Source organism: Streptomyces sp. NPDC059355 (assembly GCF_042752335.1).
Taxonomy (GTDB): Bacteria; Actinomycetota; Actinomycetes; order Streptomycetales; family Streptomycetaceae; genus Streptomyces.
The window spans coordinates 137,760-160,404 of sequence record NZ_JBHYXN010000011.1 but is presented as its reverse complement, the minus strand read 5'-3'; the positions used below and the strand labels follow the sequence as shown (position 1 = coordinate 160,404).

Sequence of the window (22,645 nt, the reverse complement as noted above, 5' to 3'; positions counted from 1 at the left end):
GTCAGCGCCGGCGCGGGGGCTCGTACGGGGGGATCTCCGGGCCGGGCTGGTAGTGCGGGCCCTGGTGGATGTGGTGGAGGACCACGGCCAGGTCGACGAGCGCGAGCACGGCGACGACCCCGCAGGCGGCCGCCCACCCGGGACGGCCGACCAGCGAGAACGCGGCGGTCCCGGCGGCGGCCCAGACGAACCCCCACAGACTCAGCCAGAACCGCAGCCGCAGCGGACTGCGGGCGGTCACCGGCTCGTTTCCGGAACGCATGACCATCGCCTCGACTCCATGGTCCCACCGGTCATGGATCGAGGCGGTCCACGGCGGCCGTGGTCGTCCGCTTGAAGGCGGGGACGGGGGCGTCGCCCAGGTCGCCCATCCGGCCCCACTGGACGACGGTCACGGTGGAGCCGTCGCGGCCGATGCCGAAGAGGTGCACGCCGGGCTCGGAGTCCGGGATCGAGGTGTGCACGCCGTACACGTGCGCGCCCTCCTCGACGGGGAGGGCGCCGTAGCCCCTCGACCGCGCCGTCCCGTCCGGGTGCTCCCGCAGCCAGTCGGCGGCGCAGGCCGCGACCTGCCGCTCCAGGCCGCGGGCCGGCCGCGCGGCCGCCGCGTCGGAGGAGGCCCGCACGGAGACCTGCACGGCGCCGGTGTCGAGGTCGGTCCCGAAGTGCCGATGCCGGCTCCCGGCGGCCGGAAGCGCCCCGTCCAGGCAGAACGGCGCCGTTTCGGGCAGCCCCTCGGTGACCTTCCCGGCATGCCAGGGCGAGGTGGGATGCGGAGGGAGGTCGGCGGCGCCGAGGAATCCGGGGGCGGCGAGCACGAGTGCGACGACGGCGGCGAGGCCCTGGAGCATGGTGGTTTCCCCCGATGCGGCAGCTGGTGCGGTGCGTGAGCCGTCCCCACCCCATGCCACCCCAAAACGCCCCGCCAGGGTCGGACGCGGCCGGGCCGATCCGGCCCCGCCGGCGTTCAAAGTGCGGGGAGAGGGCCCCGCGCCGCGGGTCGGGAGTCGGTGTCCGCCCAGCTCAGCGGCATTGTCAGTGCCCACACCTAGACTCGACGGCAGACGGGACCCGTCTGATCCGACCGCGCCGAGAGGGAGAGGAGCCGACACCGTGACACCGCAGCCGCCCGCGACCGCGCTCCTGCGCCACCCCGCCGTCTTCCTCCCCGCCGCCGTCCCCCGCGAGTCCCGGATCGCCTTCTGGGCCCCCGACGGGGACCCGCTTCCGGAGGGCGGCGCGGGGACCCCGGCCCCGCTCACCGTCGTGCGCCCCCACGGCCAGGGGGTCCGCACCCGTACCGTTGCCTCCCTCACCCTCTCCGTCACCGACGCCCTCCCCCTCCTCGCCCGGGCCCCCCGCGGCCCCGCCACGCATCCCGCCACCCGCGCCTGGGGCACCGCCGCCCTCCATGCCCTCGCGCTCGTCGCCCGCGGCCTCCTCCTCCCCGGCGTCGCCCCCGACGGGGTCGACGCCTGGCGGGCCGGCCCGCTCGACGCGCAGGACGTGGGACACCTCCGCGCGGTGGCCGCCGCCCTCCCGTACGAGGGGTACGCCACGCCCCTGGCCGGTCGCCGCCCGCTCCTGCTGCCCGAACCGGAAGCGCTGGTCCGGGCGTTCCTCGACGCCGTCGCCGACAGCCTGCCCCGCACCCCGGCCGCGCCGGTGGCCGCCGGGCGGCCCTTCGCCGCGCAGGAGCCCCGGCGGGTGCCCGGGATACAGGACTGGGCCGCACAGGTCGCGGCCGGCGCCGATGCGGGCGTAGGGATCTCGCTGCGGCTCGACCTCTCCTCGTTCAGCCTCTTCGACCGGCCGGACGACACCGAGGGCACGGACGACACCCGGGACGGGGGCGCCGGCCAGGACGGGGGCGCCGTCCAGGACACCGACATCCGCCGTGCGGGCGCCGCCGTGGTTCAGGTGCACAGCCTCGCCGACCCCACCCTCGTCACCGACGCCGGGCTGCTGTGGGCCGGTGCGGCCGCCGCCGGGTTCGGGCCGCGCGCCCGGATCGACGCCGTACTGGCGCTGCGCCGGGCCGCGCGGGTCTGGCCGCCGCTGCTGCGGCTGCTGGACCAGCCGGTCCCCGATGTCCTCGCCCTCTCCGACCCGGAGCTCGAAGACCTCCTCGGCAGGGCCGCGACCCGGCTGGCGGCGGCCGGGGTCCTGGTCCACTGGCCGCGCGAGCTGGCCCGTACGCTGTCCGCGACCGCGGTCGTACGGTCCACCGCGCCAGGCTCCGCCACCGATGGCACCGCCTTCTTCGACGCCGGCCACCTCTTCGCCTTCTCCTGGGAGCTCGCGCTGGGCGGCGACCGGCTCACCCCGGGGGAGATGGACGCGCTGGCCCAGGCCCACCGGCCGGTGGTGCGGCTGCGGGACCAGTGGGTCCGGGTCGACCCCGAGCTGGTGCGCAAGGCGCGCAAGCGGGAGCTGGGCCTGCTGGACCCGGTGGATGCGCTGGCCACCGTACTGACGGGGACGGCCGAGGTGGACGGGGAGTCGGTGGCGGCGGTTCCGGTGGGCGCGCTGGCCGCCCTGCGGGAGCGGCTGACCGGCGCGCTGGCCCCGCTGCCACAGCCCGTCGGGCTGAAGGCCACCCTGCGCGACTACCAGGCCCGCGGCCTGGCCTGGCTGGACCTGATGACCTCGCTCGGCCTCGGCGGCTGCCTCGCCGACGACATGGGCCTGGGCAAGACGGTCACGCTGATCGCGCTGCACCTGCACCGGGACCGCCCCGAGCCGACGCTCGTCGTCTGCCCGGCGTCGCTGCTGGGCAACTGGCAGCGGGAGATCGAGAAGTTCGCGCCCGGGGTCGCAGTGCGCCGCTTCCACGGCGGCAGCCGCAGCCTCGACGGGCTGGCCGGCGGGTTCGTCCTCACCACGTACGGGACGATGCGCGCGAGCGCCGCCCGGCTGGCCGGGCAGCCCTGGGGCATGGTCGTCGCCGACGAGGCGCAGCACGTGAAGAACCCGCATTCGGCGACGGCGAAGGCGCTGCGCACGATCCCGGCGCCGGCCCGGGTGGCGCTGACCGGCACCCCTGTGGAGAACAACCTCTCCGAGCTGTGGGCGCTGCTCGACTGGACCACGCCCGGGCTGCTGGGCCCGCTGACGGCCTTCCGGGCCCGGCACGCCCGCCCGGTGGAGCACCAGCAGGAGGAGGACGGGGGCAACGAGGCGGCGGTGGCCCGGCTCGCCGCGCTCGTCCGGCCGTTCCTGCTGCGGCGCAAGAAGTCCGACCCGGGGATCGCCCCCGAGCTGCCGCCGAAGACGGAGACCGACCACCCGGTCTCCCTCACGCGCGAGCAGGCCTCGCTCTACCAGGCCGCGGTGGACGAGGCGATGGCCGTGATCGAGGCGAGCGAGGGCATCGAGCGGCGCGGCATGATCATGAAGCTGCTGGCCTCGCTCAAGCAGATCTGCAACCACCCCGCGCAGTACCTGAAGGAGGAGCAGCCCCGGATCCCGCACCGCTCGGGCAAGCTGGCCCTCCTGGACGAGCTGCTGGACACGATCCTCGCGGAGGACGGCTCGGTGCTGGTCTTCACCCAGTACGTGACGATGGCCCGGATCATCGAGCGGCACCTGGCGGCCCGGGGGATCTCCCACCAGCTCCTGCACGGCGGGACGCCGGTGGCGCGCCGCGAGGAGCTCGTGGACCGCTTCCAGTCGGGCGAAGTCCCGGTCTTCCTGCTCTCGTTGAAGGCGGCGGGCACCGGGCTGAACCTCACGCGGGCCGGCCACGTCATCCACTTCGACCGCTGGTGGAACCCGGCGGTGGAGGAGCAGGCCACCGACCGCGCGTACCGGATCGGCCAGACACAGCCGGTCCAGGTCCACCGGATCATCGCCGAGGGCACCGTGGAGGACCGGATCGCCGAGATGCTGGAGGCGAAGCGGGCCCTGGCCGATGCCGTGCTCGGCTCCGGGGAGTCGGCGCTGACCGAGCTGACCGACCGCGAGCTGGCCGATCTCGTCTCGCTGAGGAGGCCCGTATGACCACGGTGAGGAGGCCCGCATGATCACCGCGCGGGACGACCGCCGCCGGACCTTCGAGACGGTGCCCGCCGGGGTGGAGGCCGCCAGCTGGTGGGGGCGGGCCTGGGTGTCGGCGCTCGAAGAGGCGTCCGGCGATGCGGCGCGCCTGGCCCGGGGGTACGCGTACGCGGCCGAGGGCCATGTCGACGCGGTCACGGTCACCCCCGGCCGCATCGTGGCGTACGTCCGGGGCAGCCGGGCCCGCCCGTACCGCACCGAACTGGCCCTGAGCCCCTTCCCGGACGCCGAGTGGAGCGAGCTCCTGGAGGCGGTGGCCGCGGACCCCACGGCCCTCGCGAGCCTGCTCGAGCGGGAGGTCCCGCAGTCGCTGGCGGGCAAGGTCCTGCCCGGCGCGGGCGAGCTCGTCCCGCGCTGCTCCTGCCCGGACACCGCCCGTCCGCCCTGCAAGCACGCCGCGGCCCTCTGCTACCGGGCGGCCCGCCTCCTCGACGAGGACCCGTTCGTCCTGCTGCTCCTGCGCGGCCGGGGCGAGCGGGAGCTCCTCGACGAGCTGACCCGCCGCAATGCCGCGCACGCCGCCCGTGAACAGCCCGACACCGCACCGGACTTCCCCGGGATCCCGGCCCGCGCCGCGCTGACCCGCACCAGCCTGCCACCGCTGCCGGCCCCGCTGCGCGCGCCCGCCGCCGTGGGGCTTCCGCCCGCGTACCCGGCCGACCCGGCGGCCCCCGACCCGCTGGCCCTGGACCAGCTCGCCACGGACGCCGCCGCCCGCGCCTTCGCGCTGCTCACCACCGCCGAGGATCCGATCGCCGGGCTCACGCTCTGGCAGGACGCCGTCCGCCTGGCCTCCGCGCACCCCACGGCCGGCCTCACGGGCGCGGCCCGCACCCTCTACCGGGACCTGGCCCGGGCCACTGGTAGCACCACCACCGACCTGGCCCGCGCCGCCGCGGCCTGGCGCCAGGGCGGGCGGCCCGCGCTCGCCGCCCTCGAAGAGGCCTGGGACCCCCCGGCCGGCCCCTTCGACCGGGCCCGCCCTGCGCTCATCGCCGCCTCCCAGGGCGCCTTCCGCCCCGAGCGCAACCGCCTCACCGCGCACACCCGCCAGCTCCGCCTGGGCCGCGACGGCCTCTGGTACGCCTACGAGTCCCGGCCGGACACCGAGGACTGGTGGCCCACGGGCACTCCCGCGGCCGACCCCCTCACCGCCCTGCGCCGCTGACCTCGGCCGCCCAGCGCGTCAACGTGGTGAAGTCGCGGTCGCGCAGGCCGTGTCGGGCGTGGATGGTGAGGGGGAGGGCCGGGGCCGGGTGGTGGGCCGCTATCCAGTCGCGGTCCTGCGGGGTGATCATGTCGTCGACCCAGGCGAAGGGACGGCCCGCAGCCCAGTCGAGGAGCGGGCGGGTCTTCCAGAAGAGGCCGTCGGGATCGGCGGCGAAGAGTTCCGGCCATTCGATGACGGGAAGATCACCGGGTAGTCCGATGTGCGGGGCGATCATCGTGTTGGCCTGGTGCATCCAGGCGGTGGCCCAGGTGAGTTCGAAGGGCAGGGCCAGCAGTCGGGCGCCGTGCGCGGGGTGCAGGCGGATGCGCAGCCCGCGCCGGGCGCTGCGGGAGCCGGGGTCCCGGCGGGACATCCAGTCCGCCGGATGCATCCGGTGGCTCGTGTACCCGCGCAGCCCCGCGAGGCGGGACCGGAAGGGGTTGAGGGGGCCGTCCACGTCGAGGAGCAGGAGCGGGTGTTCAGTCATGACGTAGGCACTACCCAGTACACGATGGGGTGAAATGCCTACCCGCTCTATAACCCGAACGGGTTTGCCGCGTTGTTTCCGGTGCGGGTGCAGTGCCCGTGAACTCCTCCGGAAGGCAGGGTACTCATGCGTCACAGTCGTCGGAATGGCTTGATCGTGGCGGTGGTTGCGGGAGGTGGACTGGCGGTCGCGGGTGTCGGCGGATTCGCCTTCGCCGACGCGGACGCGGGCGGGAAGGCCGAGCGTTCGCCCGGGCTGCTGTCGGGGAATCTGGTGCAGCTGCCGGTGCACACCCCGGTGAACGTGTGCGGCAACACCGTGAGTGTGGTCGGGCTGCTCAACTCGGCCGCGGGCAACCGCTGTGCCAACCAGGGCGGTGGCGGCGACGGGCATCCAGGGTCGGTGTCCTCGCATCCTTCGAAACCGGGAACCGGAGCCGATGGCGGGTCACACACGGGCGGGGGAGCCCATGCCGACGGGCGCGGAAAGGATTCGCCGGGGCTGCTGTCCGGCAACGGGATCCAGCTCCCGGTCGATGTCCCCCTCAACATCAGCGGCAACTCGGTCAGCGTCGTCGGGGTCGGCAACAGCTCGACCGGCAACACCTCCGTCAACGGCGACGAGCCCAGCGGCGGCAAGCCGCCTCAGCCGCCCGTCGTCGAGCCGCCCGTCGTCGAGCCGCCGGTCGTCGAGCCGCCGGTAGTCGAGCGGCCCGTCACCCCGACCGCGCCGCCGCAGCAGGGCCCGGCGCTCGCCCACACCGGTGCCGACGGAGTCGGCTACCTGGTGCCCGGTGGCGGGGCACTGCTGCTGGGCGGGGTGCTGCTCTACCGTCGCTTCCGCCTCCGGTAGACACCTCCTAAGAGGTGTCCACAGCCGGCGACGGCGAAGACGAAGGCGGCGAAGACGAAGGCGGCGGGGGCGTGCGCCAGGCGTCCAGGATCGCGTCGATCCGGGGGGCCAGCCGGGCCCGGGCCGCGAACCGCGGGACGCCCGCCATCAGCAGGGCGTCGTACTCGGTGTCGGTGTGCCGCACCGCCGCCCGGACCGCCACCGACACCGCCTGTTCGGTCAGGGCCCGGCCGTCGGCCGTACGGCCCACCCGGCCGCTGCCGCGCAGCGAGGCATGCGCGGCGATCGCCACCGCCCGATCGGCCGGGCACCCCGGGAACAGCCGCACGATCTCGGCGGCGAAGGCCGCCGTGAACCGGGTGTCCTCGACGGCGCGGCGCAGCCGGTCCCGCTCCCGGCGGCGGGCCCGCGCCTCGGCGTCCGCGAGGCAGGCGCGCTCGGCGCGGGCCAGGGCGGGGTCCTCGACCAGCAGCCCCTGGCGCTCGTAGCGGCGGCGCCGCTTGTTGAACCGGACGACGACGGCCGAGAGCGAACTCGCCTCGCGGGCCCGCCGGGTGAGGGCGGCGTCCCCGCGCGGCAGGTAGACCAGGTGGCCCAGGTCGGCGCAGTCCAGGCACCGGGGCACGCCGACCTCGCGGACGAGATGCCGGAGCGGCCCCTGGCGGCATTCCGCGCAGTGGATCTGCTTCAGCGACTCGAACACCACGAGGCTCATGACCATGTGATACCGCTGTCCGGACCGGTTATCACCTGGCGGAAAATGACGATTGAGGTTTCGCCAACTTTCCCGGATGTCCGGATGTCCCTCTACCGTGGGGCGTTGGGGCTGCGGTAGGGCCGTGATGCCCATGGGGGAAGGGTGCGTACATGGGTGGATGGCAGCCGACGGCGCGGCTCACGAGAGCCGTGGAAGGCGGCGCGGAGGGCCTGGCGGGCCGGGAGATCGTCATCGAGCCCGGCGACTGCACCGGCTGGCACTTCCACCGCGTCCCGCTGATCGCGCTCGTCAAGTCCGGGACGCTGACCCGGATCCTGCACGACAACTCCGTCGTCGTGCACCGCCCCGGCACCAGCTTCGTCGAACCGCCCGGCGTCGAGTACCTGCACCTCGGCCGCAACCTCGGCACCGTACCGGTCGTGCTGTACGTGACCTGCACGCTCGCCGAGGACGAGGCCTTCTCCATACCCTCGGACGCCCCGCCCGGCGCCGAACCGTGCGCCTGCCCGGGCCGTCTTCCGTGACCCGCCCCGCCGGACCCCGCCCCGGTCAGACCAGGCGGCGTATCTCCCCGCGCACCCGGTAGAACCCGCCCGAGGCCGCATGCAGCCCGTCGACCACGTACCGGGCACCGGGCTCCCGTATCCCGCGCGGGAACTGCACGTTCCACGAGGACTCGAAGCCGCCCGACACCACCTGCACGCGCGTCCGGCCGCCCTGCTGCACGCACTCCACCACCACACCGCCGGCCGGGGCCGCCGCCACCGAGACGGTCGCCACCGCCGCGGCGGAGACCGCCGGGGTGAACACCGGCAGCGCAGCCGCCGACTTCACGTCCACGGCCGTCGGCACCGAACCCTGCTGGGCCGCCAGGATCGCCGCCTCGCTCGCGTCCATGCAGATCAGGGACCCGTCCGTGGTGACCAGGTACAGCCGCTCGTCCAGATACTGCATCGACAGGGCCGAACCGCCGCCGGTGCCCAGCTTCCACAGCCGCTGCCCGTCGGCGTCGAAGCAGTACACCGAGGAGGCGTAGTCGGCGGCGAACACGTGCCGGCCGTCCGGCGAGGTCGCGCACGCGTACACGGCGGCGTCGCACCGGTACGAGGCCTCCAAGGCCCCCGTCGCCTTCGACAGCCGCTGCACGGTGTGGCGCCCGGTGGCCGCGTAGACCGTGTGGTCCTCCTGCCAGCCGAACAGCACCGAGCCGTTGGTCGGCGTGTGCCACAACTGCGCGCCGCCGTCGGCCGCGTAGGCCGTCACGCCCTGGCTGTGGCCGTGGTAGACCGACCGCCCGTCCGCCCGGACCATCCACGCATTCGACCCCGGCGACCGCCGCGACCACTGGAACTCGTCCTCGTGGTCGATGACCGTCAGGCCGCCGCTGCGGTCGGACACGCTCAGCACGCCCTCGTGGATGTCGAGCCAGAAGATGTCCACGTCCGCCGCGATGTCGTAGGCCCCGAACGGCACCTTCGACGACAGGTCGTACACCGTGCCGTCATCACAGCCCGCGTATATCCAGAACTCGTCCGCCACCAGGCATTTCACACCGTCCGGCAGCGAGTACCGGGCCAGCACCTCGCCCTCGTGGCTCAGCGTGTAGACGTCCCCCGCCTGGTTCCCCACCCAGCAGCGGTCCTCGTCCACATGGATCCCGAACGCCGAGGAGCCCGTACGGAACCGCCACAGCACGGGGGCCACCGCACGCGCCGTCGACGGCGCCGACGTGACCTGGCGGCGGGACACCGACCGCGCCGAGCGCTGCCCGGCCACGGCCGGCGCGTACCCCTTGCGGACCTTCTCGCCGATCTTCTTGGCGGCTGCCGCCCGGGCCTTCTCGACGGTCGGGAAAGAGGAGCTCTGCACCTGGCCGTCCGCGCCGATCCGTCCGTACCGCACCGAGACGGCGGTGCCGTCCACGGTCACCTCGTAGAACTTGTGCGCCCCGCCGCCGTCTTGCGACAGCTCCAGATACGTCGTCTCGCGAGCCATGACAGACCCCTCCCCAAGGCCGGGCCAACGGCTCTTTCCCGCCGGTGATCCCTCGTGAAAAACGTTAGGGCCCACCACTGACAATGGGTCTGTGCAGCTGGAAGCGATCACATGGCAGCGGATGGCCGAGCGGCTCGCCGGCCACCTCGACGAACACAAGTCACCGGCAGGGGAGGGGACTTGGCAGCGGGTGGGCATCGACGGCGCGCCCGCCGCCGGGACCGGCGTACTCGCCGGTCACCTCGCCGACGCGCTGCGCCTGCGCGGCCGCCCGGTCCTGGTGGTCCCGGCCGGGGGATTCCTGCGCCCCGCCTCCCTCCGCTTCGAGTTCGGCCGCGAGGACGTGGACTCCTACCTCGGCGGCTGGTACGACACCGCCGCCCTGTGGCGCGAGGTGTTCGGCCCGACCGACCCCGGCGGCACCGGCCGGGTCCTGCCCGACCTGTGGGACCCCGTGACCGACCGGGCGACCCGCAGCCCGTACACAGAACTCCCGCCGGGCGGCGTCGTGATCGTGCACGGACCGCTGCTGCTGGGCCACTGGTTCCCCTTCGACCTCGGCGTGCACATCAGGCTCTCCCCGGGGGCGCTGGCCCGCCGCACCGAGGAGTCCGCCCGCTGGACCCTGCCCGCTTTCGCCCGCTACGAGGCCGAGACCGATCCCGCCGCCCGGGCGGACGCGGTGGTCCGGGCCGACGACCCCCGCCACCCCGCCTGGACCGGTCTCACCGGCTCCGCCGGCTGAGCTCCGCGCCCCTGTCCCGTCACGGACGTACGGGATCCGCAACAACGCCATCGCGGACCGGTGACGAACGGGATCCGGCCATCGCCCCGGCCGTGACCGCGCACTACGTTGACGTCACGCTTCGACGGCGACCACGCGGTGGCGCCTTGGCAGAGGGAGACGGCAATGAGCGGACGCGGTAGCGCGGTTCAGGGTCCGAGACGGATGCGGCGGCAGGCGGCCGCCGCTCTGGTGCTCTGCGGGGCCATGACCCTCACGGCCTGCAACGGCGACGGGGGTGACGCGGGCGCCGCCGGTACGAGCCCCGGCGCGAGCCCGGCGAGCCCCCCGGCCACGGCCTCCTCCTCCGCCGCGCCCGGCGGAGCGGCCCCGTCCGCCTCCGCGGCGTCCTCGAAGAAGCCGTCCCCGACCGCCAGCGCCCCGGCCAAACCGAAGCCGCCCGCCCCCGGACCCGCCTGCGCCTCCAAGGACGCGGTCTCGCCGAACGAGGTCGCCGTCCACCGCTACACCCCCGAGGGCGGCGCGTACAGCCTGATCGTCAAGCACGGCCACTGGGGCTGCCCCGTCGCGGGCGGTACCACCCCCTTCGTGACCGTCGGCGAGGAGACCTACATCCCGATCGCCGAGGACGCCAAGATCGGCGCCCACGCCCCGATCCTCTCCGGCTCCACGAACAAGCCGATCACCACGCACGAGCTCACCTCGTGGCTGGAAACCCACCCGAACAAGGGCCTGGTGTTCCACTACAGCGTGAACAAGGCGGGCGTGATCGACACCCTCGGCCAGGAGGAGTACAGCTCGTAGCGCCTTCACCCGCCGCCCGCGGCCGCCGTCACGGGCGCCCGCCCAGCCGGGTCACCGCCAGCGCGGCCGCCCGACACCCGGCCCGGGCCGCGTCCGCCGGGGCCGCGCCCGCGAGCCGCGCGGCCAGGAACCCGCCGGTGAACGCGTCCCCGGCACCCGTCGAGTCCACCGCCTCGGCCGACTCCGCCGACACCTCGGCGGTCACCCGGCCCCCCTCCGCCACCAGCGCCCCGGCCGCACCCCGGGTGACCACCACGAGCGGTACCCGCCGGCTCAGCTCCGCCGCCGCCCGGGCAGCCCCGGCCGGCTCCGGCAGCCCGGCCAGCAGCAGCGCCTCGTCCTCGTTGGGCAGCAGCACGCCGATGCCCGCCACGGAGCCGAGGAAGCGCTCCGCACCCAGCCCGGCCAGGAACCCCGCCGAGGCCGGGTCCACGCTCACCGGCACCCCCCGGGCCCGGGCCGCCCGCAGCGCGACCAGGGCCAGCTCGCGGCTGCTGTCGGCGAAGAAGAGGTAGCCGGACAGGTGCAGATGGGCGGCCCCGTCCAGCAGGGCCGGAGCCCAGTCCGCCGGGGTCAGCCGCAGCGCGGCGCCGCTGTCGGTGAGGAAGGTGCGCTCCGCGTCCTTGCCGACCAGCGCGACCACCGTCCCCGTGGGTTCGGCCGGATCGATGACCAGCCGCGGCCGCACCCCCGAGTCCCGCAGCGACTGCTCGTGCCACCGGGCCGATTCGGTGCCCACCCGCGCGAGGAGGCGTACCTCCGCCACCCCCGCGTAGGCCGCCCAGCAGGCCGCATTGGCCCCGGCGCCGCCCGGCAGGGTCCGGATCCGCGCGGCCGTGTCGGTGGCCGGGGCCAGCGGCTCCGGATGCACCGCCACGACGTCCGTCACCACGTCCCCGACGACCAGCAGCGCTCCCGGCGCGGCGCCGGACTCCGCCGCGGATGCGGCCCCGGACTCCGCCGCGGGCGCCGTCACGGACGGGCCGCCCAGGCCCCCGCGATCCTGGCCCCGAGCGCCACGTTGCCCCGTACCGCCGCCAGGTTGGCCTCCAGCGAGGCCCCGCCCGTCGCCCGTACCAGGAACCCCAGCAGGAACGGGGTCACCGCCTGCCCCGTGATCCCGCGTGCGTGGCACTCCTCCAGGGCCTCGGCCAGAACCCGGTCGTGCAGTTGCGGATCCAACTGCTCCGCCTTCGCCACCGGATTGGCCACCAGCAGCGCCGATTCCGGCCCGCCGAGCGCGTCCTGGGCGGCCATCACCGCGGCCACCTCCTCCGGACGGTGGACGGTCCAGTCCACCGCCTCGCCGGAACTGGCCAGGTAGAAGCCGGGGAAACGTTCCGTCCCGTACCCGACCACCCCCACCCCGAGCGTCTCCAGCCGCTGCAGCGTGGCCGGCACGTCCAGGATCGACTTCACCCCCGCGCACACCACGGTGATCCGCGTCCGCCCCAGCAGCGCCAGGTCCGCCGACTCGTCCTGCGTCTGCGCGTACTCCCGGTGTACGCCGCCCAGCCCGCCCGTGGCGAACACGCGCAGCCCCGCCCGCGCGGCCAGGAAGGCCGTCGCCGAGACCGTCGTCGCTCCGGTCGCGCCCGTCGCGAGCGCGGGCGCCAGATCCCGGTGGCCGAGCTTGCGCACGCCTTCGCCGCCCGCGATCCGCTCCAGCTGCGCCTTGTCGAGGCCGGCGTACGCCACCCCGTCGACGACGGCGACCGTGGCCGGAACCGCGCCTTCGGCGCGCACCAGCGCCTCAAGTTCCGCGCCCACGGCGAGATTGCGGGGACGGGGCAACCCGTGCGCGATGATCGTCGACTCCAGGGCCACGACCGGACGGCGCCGCTCCAGTGCCTCGCGGACCTCTTCGGACAGGACGGGGACCTCGGGTGATGTGTGCATGTCCCATCCATGGCACGGGATCCCCGCCCCCAAACGCCCTCCCGCCCACCGCCGCCGAACCTGTCCGGGTAGCGTGCCCGCATGAACTCCCCGGACACGCGCGCCTTCTACGACGAACTCGCCGACCGGTACGACCTCCTGTACGCGGACTGGGACGCGGGCATCGCCCGCCAGGGCCGGGCACTGGACGGCCTGCTCACCGCCTCCCTGGGCACCGGCCCGCACCGCGTCCTCGACAACGCCTGCGGGATCGGCACCCAAGCGCTCGGCCTCGCGGCCTCGGGCCACCGGGTCACCGGGACCGACCTGAGCCCGCCCTCGGCCGCCCGGGCCCGCCGCGAGGCGGCCGCGCGCGGTCTCGCCCTGTCCACCGCGGCCGCGGACATGCGGGCCCTGCCCTTCCGGGACGGCTCGTTCGACGCGGTCGTCTGCGCGGACAACGCCCTGCCGCACCTCCTCACGGCCGACGCGGTCCGCGCCGCCCTGGCCGAAACCCTGCGGGTGCTGCGCCCGGGCGGCCTGCTGCTGCTCTCGACCCGCCCGTACGGCGAACTGCGGCGGACCCGGCCGCAGAGCGACGCCCCGCACGTGCGGACGGGCCCGGAGGGGCGGACCATCAGCTTCCAGCTGTGGGAGTGGCACGAGGACGGGGAGCGGTACGACCTGGAGATGTTCCAGCTGCTGCCGTCCGGGGCGCCCGGCGGCCGGGAGACGTGGACCACCCGGACGGCCAAGGCCACGTACTGGGCGCTGCCCGAGGAGGAGACGGCGGACCACGCACGCGGGGCCGGGTTCACCGAAACGGTCTGGCACCCGGCCGAGGCCACGGGATTCCACCAGCCGGTGCTCAGCGCCCGGCGACCGGCCTGATCGGCAGGACACGGCCCAGGGGGCGTCCGGCTGGACAGGTTGACCTGTGCGGCGGGCGGAGCATGGACGTTGTGGTCACCGCGGAGCGCCGGACGGGCGGATTAGGGTGAGTCGGCATGAGCACCAGTGAGCACGGTCCCGCCTCGTTCGCCGTATCCGTACCGGACGCCGAACTGGAGGCCGAGGACCTCGATCCCGGCCAGATCCTCTCCGGCGAACCCGTCGTGACGGGCAAGGTGCTGTGGGAGTCCCCCCGACGGCGCCCAGGTGCGCGGCATCTGGCAGATCACCCCGGGAGTGGTCACCGACACCGAGGCGAACGAGCTGTTCGTGGTGGTCAGCGGCCGCGCCACCGTCGAGGTCGAGGGCGGCGAGACCCTGGAGGTGGGCCCCGGCTCCGCGTGCGTGCTCCGGGAGGGCGACAAGACCACCTGGACCGTCCACGAGACGCTGCGCAAGGCCTAATCAGCTACTAGCGGCCGGGGCGGCGGCGGGGTGGCGGCGCGCGGTGAACAGGGCCAGCGCAGCCATCGGCAGCAGCAGGGCCGCGCCGATCGCGTTCAGCCAGCCGTAGCCCGCGTGCGACATGACCAGGCCGGCGGCCGCACCGCCCACGCCCGCGCACGTGTTCATCGTGAGGTCGCTCAGGCCCTGTACGGCGGCCCGCGCGGCCTGCGGCACCGAGTCGGTGAGCAGGGCCGAGCCGGAGACCATGCCGGCGGACCAGCCGAGGCCGAGCAGGAACAGGCCGATCGCGCTCTGCGCGTGGCTCGGTCCGGCGGTGCCGGCGAGCAGGGCGGCCACCGACAGCAGGCCGGCCGCCAGGCCGATCACGGCCAGCCGGCCGACCCGGTCCGCGAGCCAGCCCATGACCGGCGAGAAGGCGAACATGCCCGCGATGTGACCGCTGATCACCAGGCCGACGAGCTCCAGCGTGGCGCCGTGGTGGCCCAGGTCGACCGGGGTCATCACCATGATCGAGACCATGGCGGTGTGGGACACCGCGACGGTGACCAGGGCCAGGCGCGCCCGCGGGGAGCCCTTGACGGCCGCGAACCCCGCGCGCAGCGAGCGGCCGCCCGTGGCCTGCTCCGCGGGCGAGGCCAGCGCCCGGGCCGTCAGCAGCGGGTCCGGCCGCAGGAACAGGCCGATCAGCGCGGCGGTGAGGACGAAGACGGCGCCGGCCCACACGAAGGGGCCCGCCGTCTCGGGTATGGAGGTGCCGGCGAAGCTGCGGCCGGCCGGGGCGGAGAGGTTCGGGCCGAGCACCGCGCCCAGGGTCGAGGCCCAGACGACGAGGGAGACGGCGCGGGCCCGGCGGTCCGGGGCCGCGAGGTCGGCGGCCGCGAACCGGGCCTGGAGGTTGGCCGAAGAGGCGGCTCCGAAGGCGGCCATGCCGAGCATCAGCAGCGGGAAGTTCCCGATCGCGGCGGCGAGGACCACCAGGCCCGCGCCGACGGCGCCGATCCCGTACCCGAGGACCAGCCCCGGCCGCCGGCCGCGCGCGGTCATCAGGGCGGCGAGCGGGAGCGAGACCGCAGCGGTGCCGATCACGGCGGCGGTGGAGGCGAAGCCGGACAGCGCTTCGGTGCCGCTGACCTCCGTCGCGAGGACCGGGCCAGGGCGATGCTGATGGGCACGCCGACGCCGCCCAGCATCTGGCTCGCGTCAGCACCCCCGAGACGCGGCGCTGGAGCTGGGGCAGGTCCGCCGCGCTCACAAGCGGGGCGGGCCGGTCGGTGCCGGGTATCGCGGTCATGCCGTACACCCCCGGCGCGGCGCAGGGTGGTGTACGGGCGCGGTGCGGCCGGAGGCGGTGGCAGTAGTCACCGCGGCAGTTTCCCACCCCTTACGGCCGGACGGAACGGGGGATGCACCCCCCGACCCCGATCCACTGCTGGGGCCCTACGTGTGCACCCCCGCGCGTGCCCCCGCCGGCGCCCCGCCGCTCCCCTCAGAACAGCGGCTGCGGCAGGACGCCCTCCAGGGCCAGCAGGCTGCGCTTGGTCTCCACCCCGCCGCCGAAGCCGCCGATGCCGCCGTCGTTCTCCACGACCCGGTGGCAGGCCACGACCAGCGGGAGCGGGTTCGACCCCATGGCGTTGCCCACGGCCTGGGCCGCGCCCGGCTGGCCGACGCGGGCCGCCAGCTCCCCGTACCCGACGACCGCCCCGTACGGCACCGAGCGGTCCAGCTCCTGGAGCACCTGCCGGTTGAAGCCGGAGCTGAGCCGCCAGTCCAGCGGCAGCTCGAAGCGCTTGAGCGTGCCCCCGAAATACGCCTTCAGCTGGCGTATCGGCTCGGCCAGCAGCACCTCCCGCCCCGGTGCCGGGCGCCAGGCGTCGGCGCCGAGCCGGGAGACGAGGGAGCCGATCAGCTTGTCGACCCGGTCCGGCCCGGCGTGGAACTCGACCCGGACCAGACCCTCCGGGGTCGCGGCCAGGAGCAGGGGGCCGATGTCGCTGGGGACGACGGTCCATTCGAGGTGCGGCCCGCGGGGCCGCTCGGTGCTGTCCACCCCTCCACCGTACGGGGAGGGTCCGACAGCCCGGGAGCGTCCCTGGGGGTGTCCGCACGCGAAGGCCCCCCCGCACCGCCAGGGCGTGTCCGCAAAGTCCCGCCTGCCCCGCGACGCCCGGCACGTGCTCTCGGCGCACCGGGCGAAATCCCGAGTACGTCCAGTACACGGGCTTCCGCCCGGCACGCCGAGAGCACGCACCGGACGCCGCGAGACCGCCCTGCGGGCGGACGGCGCTACTTTGCGGACACGCCCTAGAACGCGAAGGCTCCGAGCACCGCCTGGTGCACGACGTCCGGGGCGTTGGTGATGATCCCGTCCACGCCCATCCCCTGCACCTTGCGGGCCGTCGCCGCGTCGTCGACGATCCAGGTGTCCACCTCCATCGCCTTGCCGTGGGCGCCCCTCAGGTCGTGCACCGCCGCCACCCAGTCGGCGGAGATGGTGGTGTGCCACGGGTTGATCCGGTCCGTGAACTGGGCGTACTTCGGCAGCTCGGCGAGGGTCGGGGTGCCCAGGAAGGCCGTCACGAGGTCCGGGCGCAGGCCGTGCACGAGGCGTACGGAGTCGGCGCTGAAGCTCTGGACGACCAGCCGGCGCTGCACGTGGTCCGTGTCGAGCCAGCCGGCCTCGCCCAGCACCTGGAGGGTCTGCTTCTCGATGCCGGGGTAGAGCTCGGGCTTCTTGACCTCCAGCAACAGCCGCTGCCGGTTGCGCTCCACCCGGTCGAGGTACTCCCGCAGGGTCGGGACGCGCTCGCCCGCGAACTCCTCGCCGAACCAGCTGCCCGCGTCCAGCGTGGCGATCTCCGCCGCCGTGAAGTCCTTGACCCGCCAGGGCTTGCGGTCGGGGAACGCCTGCTCGGCGTCGGTGGTGCGGGCCAGGGTGTCGTCGTGGATCACGACCAGCTCGCCGTCCTTGGTGCGCTGGACGTCGTTCTCGACCCAGTCGAAGCCGAGCCGCATCGCGAGGTCGATCGCGGCGAGCGTGTTCTCGGGGGCGTACGCCGAAGCCCCCCGGTGGGCGTACACGACGGGGCCCAGCAGCCCCGGGGTGCCTGCGGGACCCGCGGGACCCGCGGGACCGGTGGAGCCGGAGGGGGTGGAGGGGACGGTGGGGCCGGAGGCGGCGGATGCGGCCGTCCCGCCCAGCAGGGTCAGGGCGAAGCCCAGGAATGCGGCGGTGGCCGCGGCGGCGGGTCGGACGTACATGTGCGTTCTCCTCGTTTCGGGAGCCCTGTTCCTGCGTCAGACGCGTGCGGACTGGCAGACGTTGCGGCGTTGCACTACACGGGGGACATCTACGGCGATCATGCGGTTGAAGATCACCGGGCCGCCACCGAACTACGACAAACGGACCAGAAAGGAGGACTCCCGACCCGTCCGCCGGACCCGCCCGGCCGCACGGGCCGACGCGCCGGGCCGCCCCCGCCGCGGCGCCCCGGACCCGCGCGGCTGCGTGAGTGTCAGTGGGGGGTCGTACGGTGGACTCATGCGGCCCGTATCGAAGATCGAACGCACGGTGGCGCCTTTCGAGGTCGTCAGCCCCTACCAGCCCAGCGGCGACCAGCCGGCGGCCATCGCCGAGCTGGAGAAGCGCATCCGTGCAGGTGAGAAGGATGTCGTCCTGCTGGGTGCGACCGGCACCGGCAAGTCGGCGACCACCGCCTGGATGATCGAGAAGCTCCAGCGCCCGACCCTCGTGATGGCGCCGAACAAGACGCTCGCCGCCCAGCTGGCGAACGAGTTCCGCGAGCTCCTGCCGAACAACGCCGTCGAGTACTTCGTCTCGTACTACGACTACTACCAGCCCGAGGCGTACGTACCGCAGTCGGACACCTACATCGAGAAGGACTCCTCGATCAACGAGGAGGTGGAGCGGCTGCGCCACTCCGCGACGAACTCGCTCCTCACCCGGCGCGATGTGATCGTCGTCGCCTCCGTGTCCTGCATCTACGGCCTCGGCACCCCGCAGGAGTACGTCGACCGGATGGTCCCCCTCAAGGTCGGCGAGGAGATGGACCGGGACCAGCTGCTGCGCCGCTTCGTCGACATCCAGTACACGCGCAACGACGTGGCCTTCACCCGCGGCACCTTCCGCGTGCGCGGCGACACCATCGAGATCTTCCCGGTCTACGAGGAACTGGCCGTCCGCATCGAGATGTTCGGCGACGAGATCGAGGCCCTCTCCACCCTGCACCCGCTGACGGGCGAGGTCATCAGCGAGGACCGCGAGCTGTACGTCTTCCCCGCCAGCCACTACGTCGCCGGCCCCGAGCGCATGGAGAAGGCGGTCCGCGGCATCGAGGCGGAGCTGGCCGAGCGCCTCGCCGAGCTGGAGAAGCAGGGCAAGATGCTGGAGGCCCAGCGGCTGCGCATGCGCACCACCTACGACCTGGAGATGATGCGCCAGATCGGGTCCTGCTCCGGCATCGAGAACTACTCGCTGCACATGGACGACCGCGAGCGCGGCTCCGCGCCCAACACCCTCATCGACTACTTCCCCGAGGACTTCCTCCTCGTCATCGACGAGTCGCACGTCACCGTGCCGCAGATCGGCGCGATGTACGAGGGCGACGCCTCCCGCAAGCGGACCCTCGTCGACCACGGCTTCCGGCTGCCCTCCGCCCTCGACAACCGGCCGCTGAAGTGGGAGGAGTTCCAGGAGCGCATCGGCCAGACGGTCTACCTGTCGGCGACCCCCGGCAAGTACGAGCTCTCCCGCGGCGACGGCTTCGTCGAGCAGATCATCCGCCCCACCGGGCTCATCGACCCCGAGGTCGTGGTCAAGCCCACGGAGGGACAGATCGACGACCTGGTCCACGAGATCCGGCAGCGGGTGGAGAAGGACGAGCGCGTCCTGGTCACCACCCTCACCAAGAAGATGGCCGAGGACCTCACGGACTACTTCCTGGAGCTCGGCATCCAGGTGCGCTACCTGCACAGCGACGTCGACACGCTGCGCCGCATCGAGCTGCTGCGCGAGCTGCGCGCCGGCGAGTACGACGTCCTGGTCGGCATCAACCTGCTGCGCGAGGGCCTCGACCTGCCCGAGGTCTCGCTGGTGGCGATCCTCGACGCGGACAAGGAGGGCTTCCTGCGCTCCGGCACGTCCCTGATCCAGACCATCGGCCGCGCGGCGCGCAACGTCTCCGGCCAGGTCCACATGTACGCGGACAAGATGACCCCGGCGATGGAGAAGGCCATCGACGAGACCAACCGGCGCCGGGAGAAGCAGATCGCGTACAACACGGCGAACGGGATCGACCCGCAGCCGCTGCGCAAGAAGATCAACGACATCGTCGCCACCATCGCCCGCGAGGAGCTGGACACCGAGCAGCTGCTCGGCACCGGGTACCGCCAGGGCAAGGACGGCAAGGGCGCCAAGGCTCCCGTGCCCGCGCTCGGTGTGGTCAAGGCGGGCCAGGTCACCGTGGGCGGCAAGGCGGTCAAGGGTGCCAAGGCCGCGAAGGCGGCCAGGGACGCCGCCGTGCTGACGGACCGTCCGGCCGAGGAACTGGCCGCGCTCATCGAGCAGATGACCGAGCGGATGCGCGGAGCGGCGGCCGAGCTCCAGTTCGAGGTCGCGGCCCGGATCCGCGACGAGGTGGGCGAGCTGAAGAAGGAGCTCCGACAGATGAGGGAAGCGGGCCTCGCCTGACCCGGAGCCGGTCAGTAGGGTTGGCAGCAGCCGCAGGTACACATGCGCACCCACATCGGGGGCGGGCTAGGGAGAGGGGACAGGCGTGACGGTCAACATGACCAAGGGTCAGGCCATCAGTCTGCAGAAGCAGGACGGGGGCACGCTGACCGCGGTCCGGATGGGCCTCGGCTGGCAGGCCGCCAAGCGCCGCGGTCTGTTCGGCTCGCGGACCCGGGAGATCGACCTGGACGCGTCGGCGGTGCTCTTCGCCGACAAGCAGCCGGTGGACGTGGTGTTCTTCCGGCACCTGCAGAGCGACGACGGCTCGGTCCGGCACACCGGTGACAACCTCGTCGGCGGCGCCGGCCAGGGCGGGGACGACGAGTCGATCCTCGTCGACCTCCAGCGCGTGCCGGTGCACATCGACCAGATCGTCTTCACGGTGAACTCGTTCACCGGCCAGACGTTCCAGGAGGTGCAGAACGCCTTCTGCCGCATCGTCGACGAGACCAACGGCCAGGAGCTGGCGCGCTACACGCTCGACGGCGGCGGCCAGTACACCGCGCAGATCATGGCGAAGGTGTCGCGCGTCGGCGGCGGCTGGCAGATGACGGCCCTCGGCAACCCGGCCAACGGCCGGACGTTCCAGGACCTGATGCCGTCGATCCTGCCGCACCTGTAAGCGGCGCCGGAACAGCCGAACAGAACAGAGCAGAAGAGCAAGGGCACGGGGGAGGGCTGCAGGATGACGGCCGAACTGGTCCGGGGGCAGAACCACCCCCTGTCCCGGACGCGGGTGGAGATCAGGGTCTCGGCGGGCACGCCCGTGCTGGCCCTGGCCTCGGCCTGCGACGACGCCGGCCGGCTGGCCGGCCCCGAGTCGGTGGCCCACCCCGGCGCCCGCAGACTGCCCGGACTGGAGGTGCCGGAGGCGGTGGCGGGCGAGCACCGCTTCGCCGTCGACCTCGACGCCGTCGCCCCCGCCGTGCACCGGCTCGGGGTGGTCCTCGTCCTGCCGCCCGGCGGGCCGGCGGGGTTCGGCGCGGTCCCCGCGTCGTACGTGGCCGTGGCCGACCCGGAGGGCGCCGAGCTCGCCGGGTACACGCTGACCGGGCTGGACGCCGAGACCGCCGTCGTGGCCCTGGAGCTCTACCGGCGCCAGGGTGCCTGGAAGGTCCGAGCCGTGGGCCAGGGGTACGCCGGCGGGCTCGGCGCGCTCCTGGCCGACGCCGGGCTGGGCGGCCCGGCCGCCACCGCCCTGGCGGACGTGGCCACCGGGCTGGTGCCGTCCGGCGACATCACCCTGGCCGCCCTGCCGACGGCGGCCCCGCCCACCCTTGCGCACGGCGTGCGGGCCCCGCAGGACGCCGCTGTCGGCGCCGGGGAGGCCCCGGCGCCGACCCCGCCGGCCCCGGAGCCGCTCCCCGCCACCGGTGTCCCGTACCCGGGCACCGCCGGAGCCGCACCGGGTCCCGCGTCCGCCGACACCATCGGCGGGCCGCCCACCATCGACTACGCCCACCCGCGCCGCCGCCGCACGACCACGGAGCCCCCCGAGCCCGGCCCGCGCCCCGTCCCCTCCCCGGAGGCGGACCGCCCGCCCGCACCGGTCGCGGGCGACGCGAGCGGCTGGTCCCTGGAGGAACGGCTCTACAACCAGGTCTGGGGCATGTTCGAGGACCTGGCCCGCTCCGTGGCCGCCTACCGCAGCGCCTGCGACTTCGCCGAGTCCCGGATGGACCGCGAGCTCGACGAGGCCCTGTCCGACCCCCGTCACCGGCTCGGAGGCTCCGGCAACGCCGCCCGCGACGCCGCCCGCGCCCGCCACGACGAGCTCGTCGCCCAGGCCAAGGCCGTGCTCGACCGGGACCTCGCCCAGCTGATCGCCGAGTCCGAGGTGGTCGAGCCCGCGCTGCCGGCCCCGTACGCCCGCTGGGCCAACCCCGTCTGGCACGGCCACGCCGTTCCCGAGGAGGCCCCGCTGGCGCTGCGCCTCGGCGACCTGCACCTGCCCGAGCGGCCCGACCTGCGCATCCCCATGCTGGTGCGGGCCCCGCTGGAGCGCGGGCTCTGGATCGACAACGGCCGTACCGGCTCCGAGGCCGCGATGACCATGGACACCGACCGGCTGCGCCGGGCCGCCATGGACATGGCCGTCGCGCACGCGGTCCGGCTGCTCGCGGTCCACCCCGGCGACCGGTTCTCCGTGCACGTCATCGACGCCGCCGGGGCGGGGGCCGCCTCCCTGGCGCCGCTCGTCGCGGCCGGGGTGCTGGCCGGGCCGCCCGCCGCCGGGGCCGCCGGGGTCACGGGGACCCTGGAGGCGCTGACCCGCCGGGTGGACCTCGTACAGATGGCGGTGCGGGCCGGGGCTCCCGAGGATCTGCCGCCCGATGTGGACCTCGCCGACCAGCTGCTGATCGTGCACGACTTCCCGCACGGGTTCGACGACCGGGCCGTGACCCGGCTGCGCTACCTCGCCGACGAGGGTCCGGCGGTCGGCGTCCACCTGCTGATGGTGGCGGACCGGGACGAGGCCTCAGCGTACGGGCCGCTGCTGGATCCGCTGTGGCGCTCGCTGATGAGGCTGTCGCCGGTGCCCGACAACCACCTCGCCGATCCGTGGGTCGGCCACGCGTGGACCTTCGAGCCGGACCTGCCGCCGCCGGGCAGCCGGGTCCTGGAACAGACCCTGGAACGGATCGCCGCCCACCGCCGCGATGCCCGCCCATGACCGCCCCTTGGTCTTCTCTTTACCTTTACGGGCTCTGACGGGTACCCTGGGCACGCGGAGGGGAGTATTCCTGCTTTCCTGCTACGGCGTACCCGTCAATACGGACCACTCG

The 22,645-nt window shown here is 74.2% G+C and carries 19 protein-coding genes and 2 pseudogenes; 11 read left to right on the top strand and 10 right to left on the bottom strand.

Annotated elements, in window-relative coordinates:
• Position 1 precedes the first annotated feature (1 nt).
• Complete coding sequence (locus tag ACFXGI_RS13855; RefSeq protein ID WP_384705667.1) at positions 2–262, bottom strand: DUF6343 family protein; 261 nt, start codon at positions 260–262, stop codon at positions 2–4.
• Between the two features lie 31 nt (positions 263–293).
• Entirely contained in the window at positions 294–851 is a 558-nt protein-coding gene (locus tag ACFXGI_RS13850) for a hypothetical protein (RefSeq protein WP_384705665.1), read from the bottom strand.
• A gap of 262 nt (positions 852–1,113) precedes the next feature.
• Between ACFXGI_RS13850 and ACFXGI_RS13845 the strand changes: the two genes are divergently transcribed.
• Positions 1,114–4,002, top strand: a complete 2,889-nt coding sequence (locus ACFXGI_RS13845) for an SNF2-related protein (RefSeq protein ID WP_384705663.1) — start codon at positions 1,114–1,116, stop codon at positions 4,000–4,002.
• A 19-nt stretch (positions 4,003–4,021) separates the two neighbouring features.
• Positions 4,022–5,227, top strand: coding sequence for an SWIM zinc finger family protein (locus ACFXGI_RS13840; RefSeq protein ID WP_384705661.1), 1,206 nt, complete (start codon positions 4,022–4,024; stop codon positions 5,225–5,227).
• On the opposite strand, the gene ACFXGI_RS13835 is transcribed toward ACFXGI_RS13840, so the two are convergent.
• The gene (locus ACFXGI_RS13835) at positions 5,208–5,756 is read right to left on the bottom strand and encodes a hypothetical protein (RefSeq protein ID WP_384705659.1); all 549 of its coding nucleotides are present in this window, start codon (positions 5,754–5,756) and stop codon (positions 5,208–5,210) included. The genes ACFXGI_RS13840 and ACFXGI_RS13835 overlap by 20 nt on opposite strands.
• Before the next feature lie 162 nt (positions 5,757–5,918).
• On the opposite strand from ACFXGI_RS13835, the gene ACFXGI_RS13830 reads away from it, so the two are divergent.
• A complete protein-coding gene (locus tag ACFXGI_RS13830; RefSeq protein ID WP_384705657.1) occupies positions 5,919–6,608 on the top strand; it encodes a chaplin in 690 nt (229 codons plus the stop codon).
• A gap of 7 nt (positions 6,609–6,615) precedes the next feature.
• Here the strand turns inward: ACFXGI_RS13830 and ACFXGI_RS13825 are convergent, their stop codons facing one another.
• On the bottom strand, positions 6,616–7,323 hold the full coding sequence (locus ACFXGI_RS13825) for a DUF2293 domain-containing protein (protein ID WP_384705655.1): 708 nt from the start codon (positions 7,321–7,323) through the stop codon (positions 6,616–6,618).
• A gap of 152 nt (positions 7,324–7,475) precedes the next feature.
• Between ACFXGI_RS13825 and ACFXGI_RS13820 the strand changes: the two genes are divergently transcribed.
• Positions 7,476–7,850 (top strand): cupin domain-containing protein, encoded by a 375-nt coding sequence (locus ACFXGI_RS13820; RefSeq protein ID WP_384705653.1) that lies wholly within the window; start codon positions 7,476–7,478, stop codon positions 7,848–7,850.
• 25 nt (positions 7,851–7,875) lie between these two features.
• Here the strand turns inward: ACFXGI_RS13820 and ACFXGI_RS13815 are convergent, their stop codons facing one another.
• Positions 7,876–9,321: a WGR domain-containing protein gene (locus tag ACFXGI_RS13815; RefSeq protein ID WP_384705651.1), complete on the bottom strand. Its 1,446-nt coding sequence runs from the start codon at positions 9,319–9,321 to the stop codon at positions 7,876–7,878.
• A 91-nt stretch (positions 9,322–9,412) separates the two neighbouring features.
• Between ACFXGI_RS13815 and ACFXGI_RS13810 the strand changes: the two genes are divergently transcribed.
• Positions 9,413–10,066 (top strand): uridine kinase, encoded by a 654-nt coding sequence (locus ACFXGI_RS13810; protein WP_384705649.1) that lies wholly within the window; start codon positions 9,413–9,415, stop codon positions 10,064–10,066.
• Positions 10,067–10,231: 165 nt separating this feature from the next.
• Positions 10,232–10,870 carry a hypothetical protein gene (locus ACFXGI_RS13805; RefSeq protein WP_384705647.1) on the top strand — a complete coding sequence of 213 codons (639 nt, stop codon included), beginning with the start codon at positions 10,232–10,234 and terminating at the stop codon, positions 10,868–10,870.
• Between the two features lie 28 nt (positions 10,871–10,898).
• Here ACFXGI_RS13805 and ACFXGI_RS13800 read toward each other — a convergent pair whose 3' ends face one another.
• Together ACFXGI_RS13800 and ACFXGI_RS13795 are read right to left on the bottom strand one after the other, a co-directional pair.
• Positions 10,899–11,846 carry a carbohydrate kinase family protein gene (locus ACFXGI_RS13800; protein WP_384705645.1) on the bottom strand — a complete coding sequence of 316 codons (948 nt, stop codon included), beginning with the start codon at positions 11,844–11,846 and terminating at the stop codon, positions 10,899–10,901.
• The gene (locus ACFXGI_RS13795) at positions 11,843–12,769 is read right to left on the bottom strand and encodes a pseudouridine-5'-phosphate glycosidase (RefSeq protein ID WP_384705643.1); all 927 of its coding nucleotides are present in this window, start codon (positions 12,767–12,769) and stop codon (positions 11,843–11,845) included. Before ACFXGI_RS13795 ends, ACFXGI_RS13800 begins: the two co-directional genes overlap by 4 nt.
• An 81-nt stretch (positions 12,770–12,850) precedes the next feature.
• On the opposite strand from ACFXGI_RS13795, the gene ACFXGI_RS13790 reads away from it, so the two are divergent.
• Both ACFXGI_RS13790 and ACFXGI_RS13785 read left to right on the top strand, forming a co-directional pair.
• Positions 12,851–13,639 (top strand): methyltransferase domain-containing protein, encoded by a 789-nt coding sequence (locus ACFXGI_RS13790; protein WP_384705641.1) that lies wholly within the window; start codon positions 12,851–12,853, stop codon positions 13,637–13,639.
• A 116-nt stretch (positions 13,640–13,755) separates the two neighbouring features.
• A pseudogene (locus ACFXGI_RS13785) lies at positions 13,756–14,104 on the top strand (cupin domain-containing protein).
• Here ACFXGI_RS13785 and ACFXGI_RS13780 read toward each other — a convergent pair.
• From ACFXGI_RS13780 to ACFXGI_RS13770, 3 genes and pseudogenes are all read right to left on the bottom strand, one after another.
• Positions 14,105–15,398, bottom strand: a pseudogene (locus tag ACFXGI_RS13780) (MFS transporter).
• 195 nt (positions 15,399–15,593) lie between these two features.
• On the bottom strand, positions 15,594–16,157 hold the full coding sequence (locus ACFXGI_RS13775; protein ID WP_384705639.1) for a methylated-DNA--[protein]-cysteine S-methyltransferase: 564 nt from the start codon (positions 16,155–16,157) through the stop codon (positions 15,594–15,596).
• A 254-nt stretch (positions 16,158–16,411) separates the two neighbouring features.
• Positions 16,412–17,368 carry a glycerophosphodiester phosphodiesterase gene (locus ACFXGI_RS13770; protein ID WP_384705637.1) on the bottom strand — a complete coding sequence of 319 codons (957 nt, stop codon included), beginning with the start codon at positions 17,366–17,368 and terminating at the stop codon, positions 16,412–16,414.
• A 280-nt stretch (positions 17,369–17,648) separates the two neighbouring features.
• Between ACFXGI_RS13770 and uvrB the strand changes: the two genes are divergently transcribed.
• From uvrB to ACFXGI_RS13755, 3 genes are all read left to right on the top strand, one after another.
• Positions 17,649–19,817, top strand: coding sequence for an excinuclease ABC subunit UvrB (gene uvrB, locus ACFXGI_RS13765; RefSeq protein WP_384705635.1), 2,169 nt, complete (start codon positions 17,649–17,651; stop codon positions 19,815–19,817).
• 85 nt (positions 19,818–19,902) lie between these two features.
• Positions 19,903–20,481 carry a TerD family protein gene (locus ACFXGI_RS13760; RefSeq protein WP_030858917.1) on the top strand — a complete coding sequence of 193 codons (579 nt, stop codon included), beginning with the start codon at positions 19,903–19,905 and terminating at the stop codon, positions 20,479–20,481.
• Positions 20,482–20,544: 63 nt separating this feature from the next.
• Entirely contained in the window at positions 20,545–22,533 is a 1,989-nt protein-coding gene (locus tag ACFXGI_RS13755; RefSeq protein ID WP_384705633.1) for a TerD family protein, read from the top strand.
• Positions 22,534–22,645 lie beyond the last annotated feature (112 nt).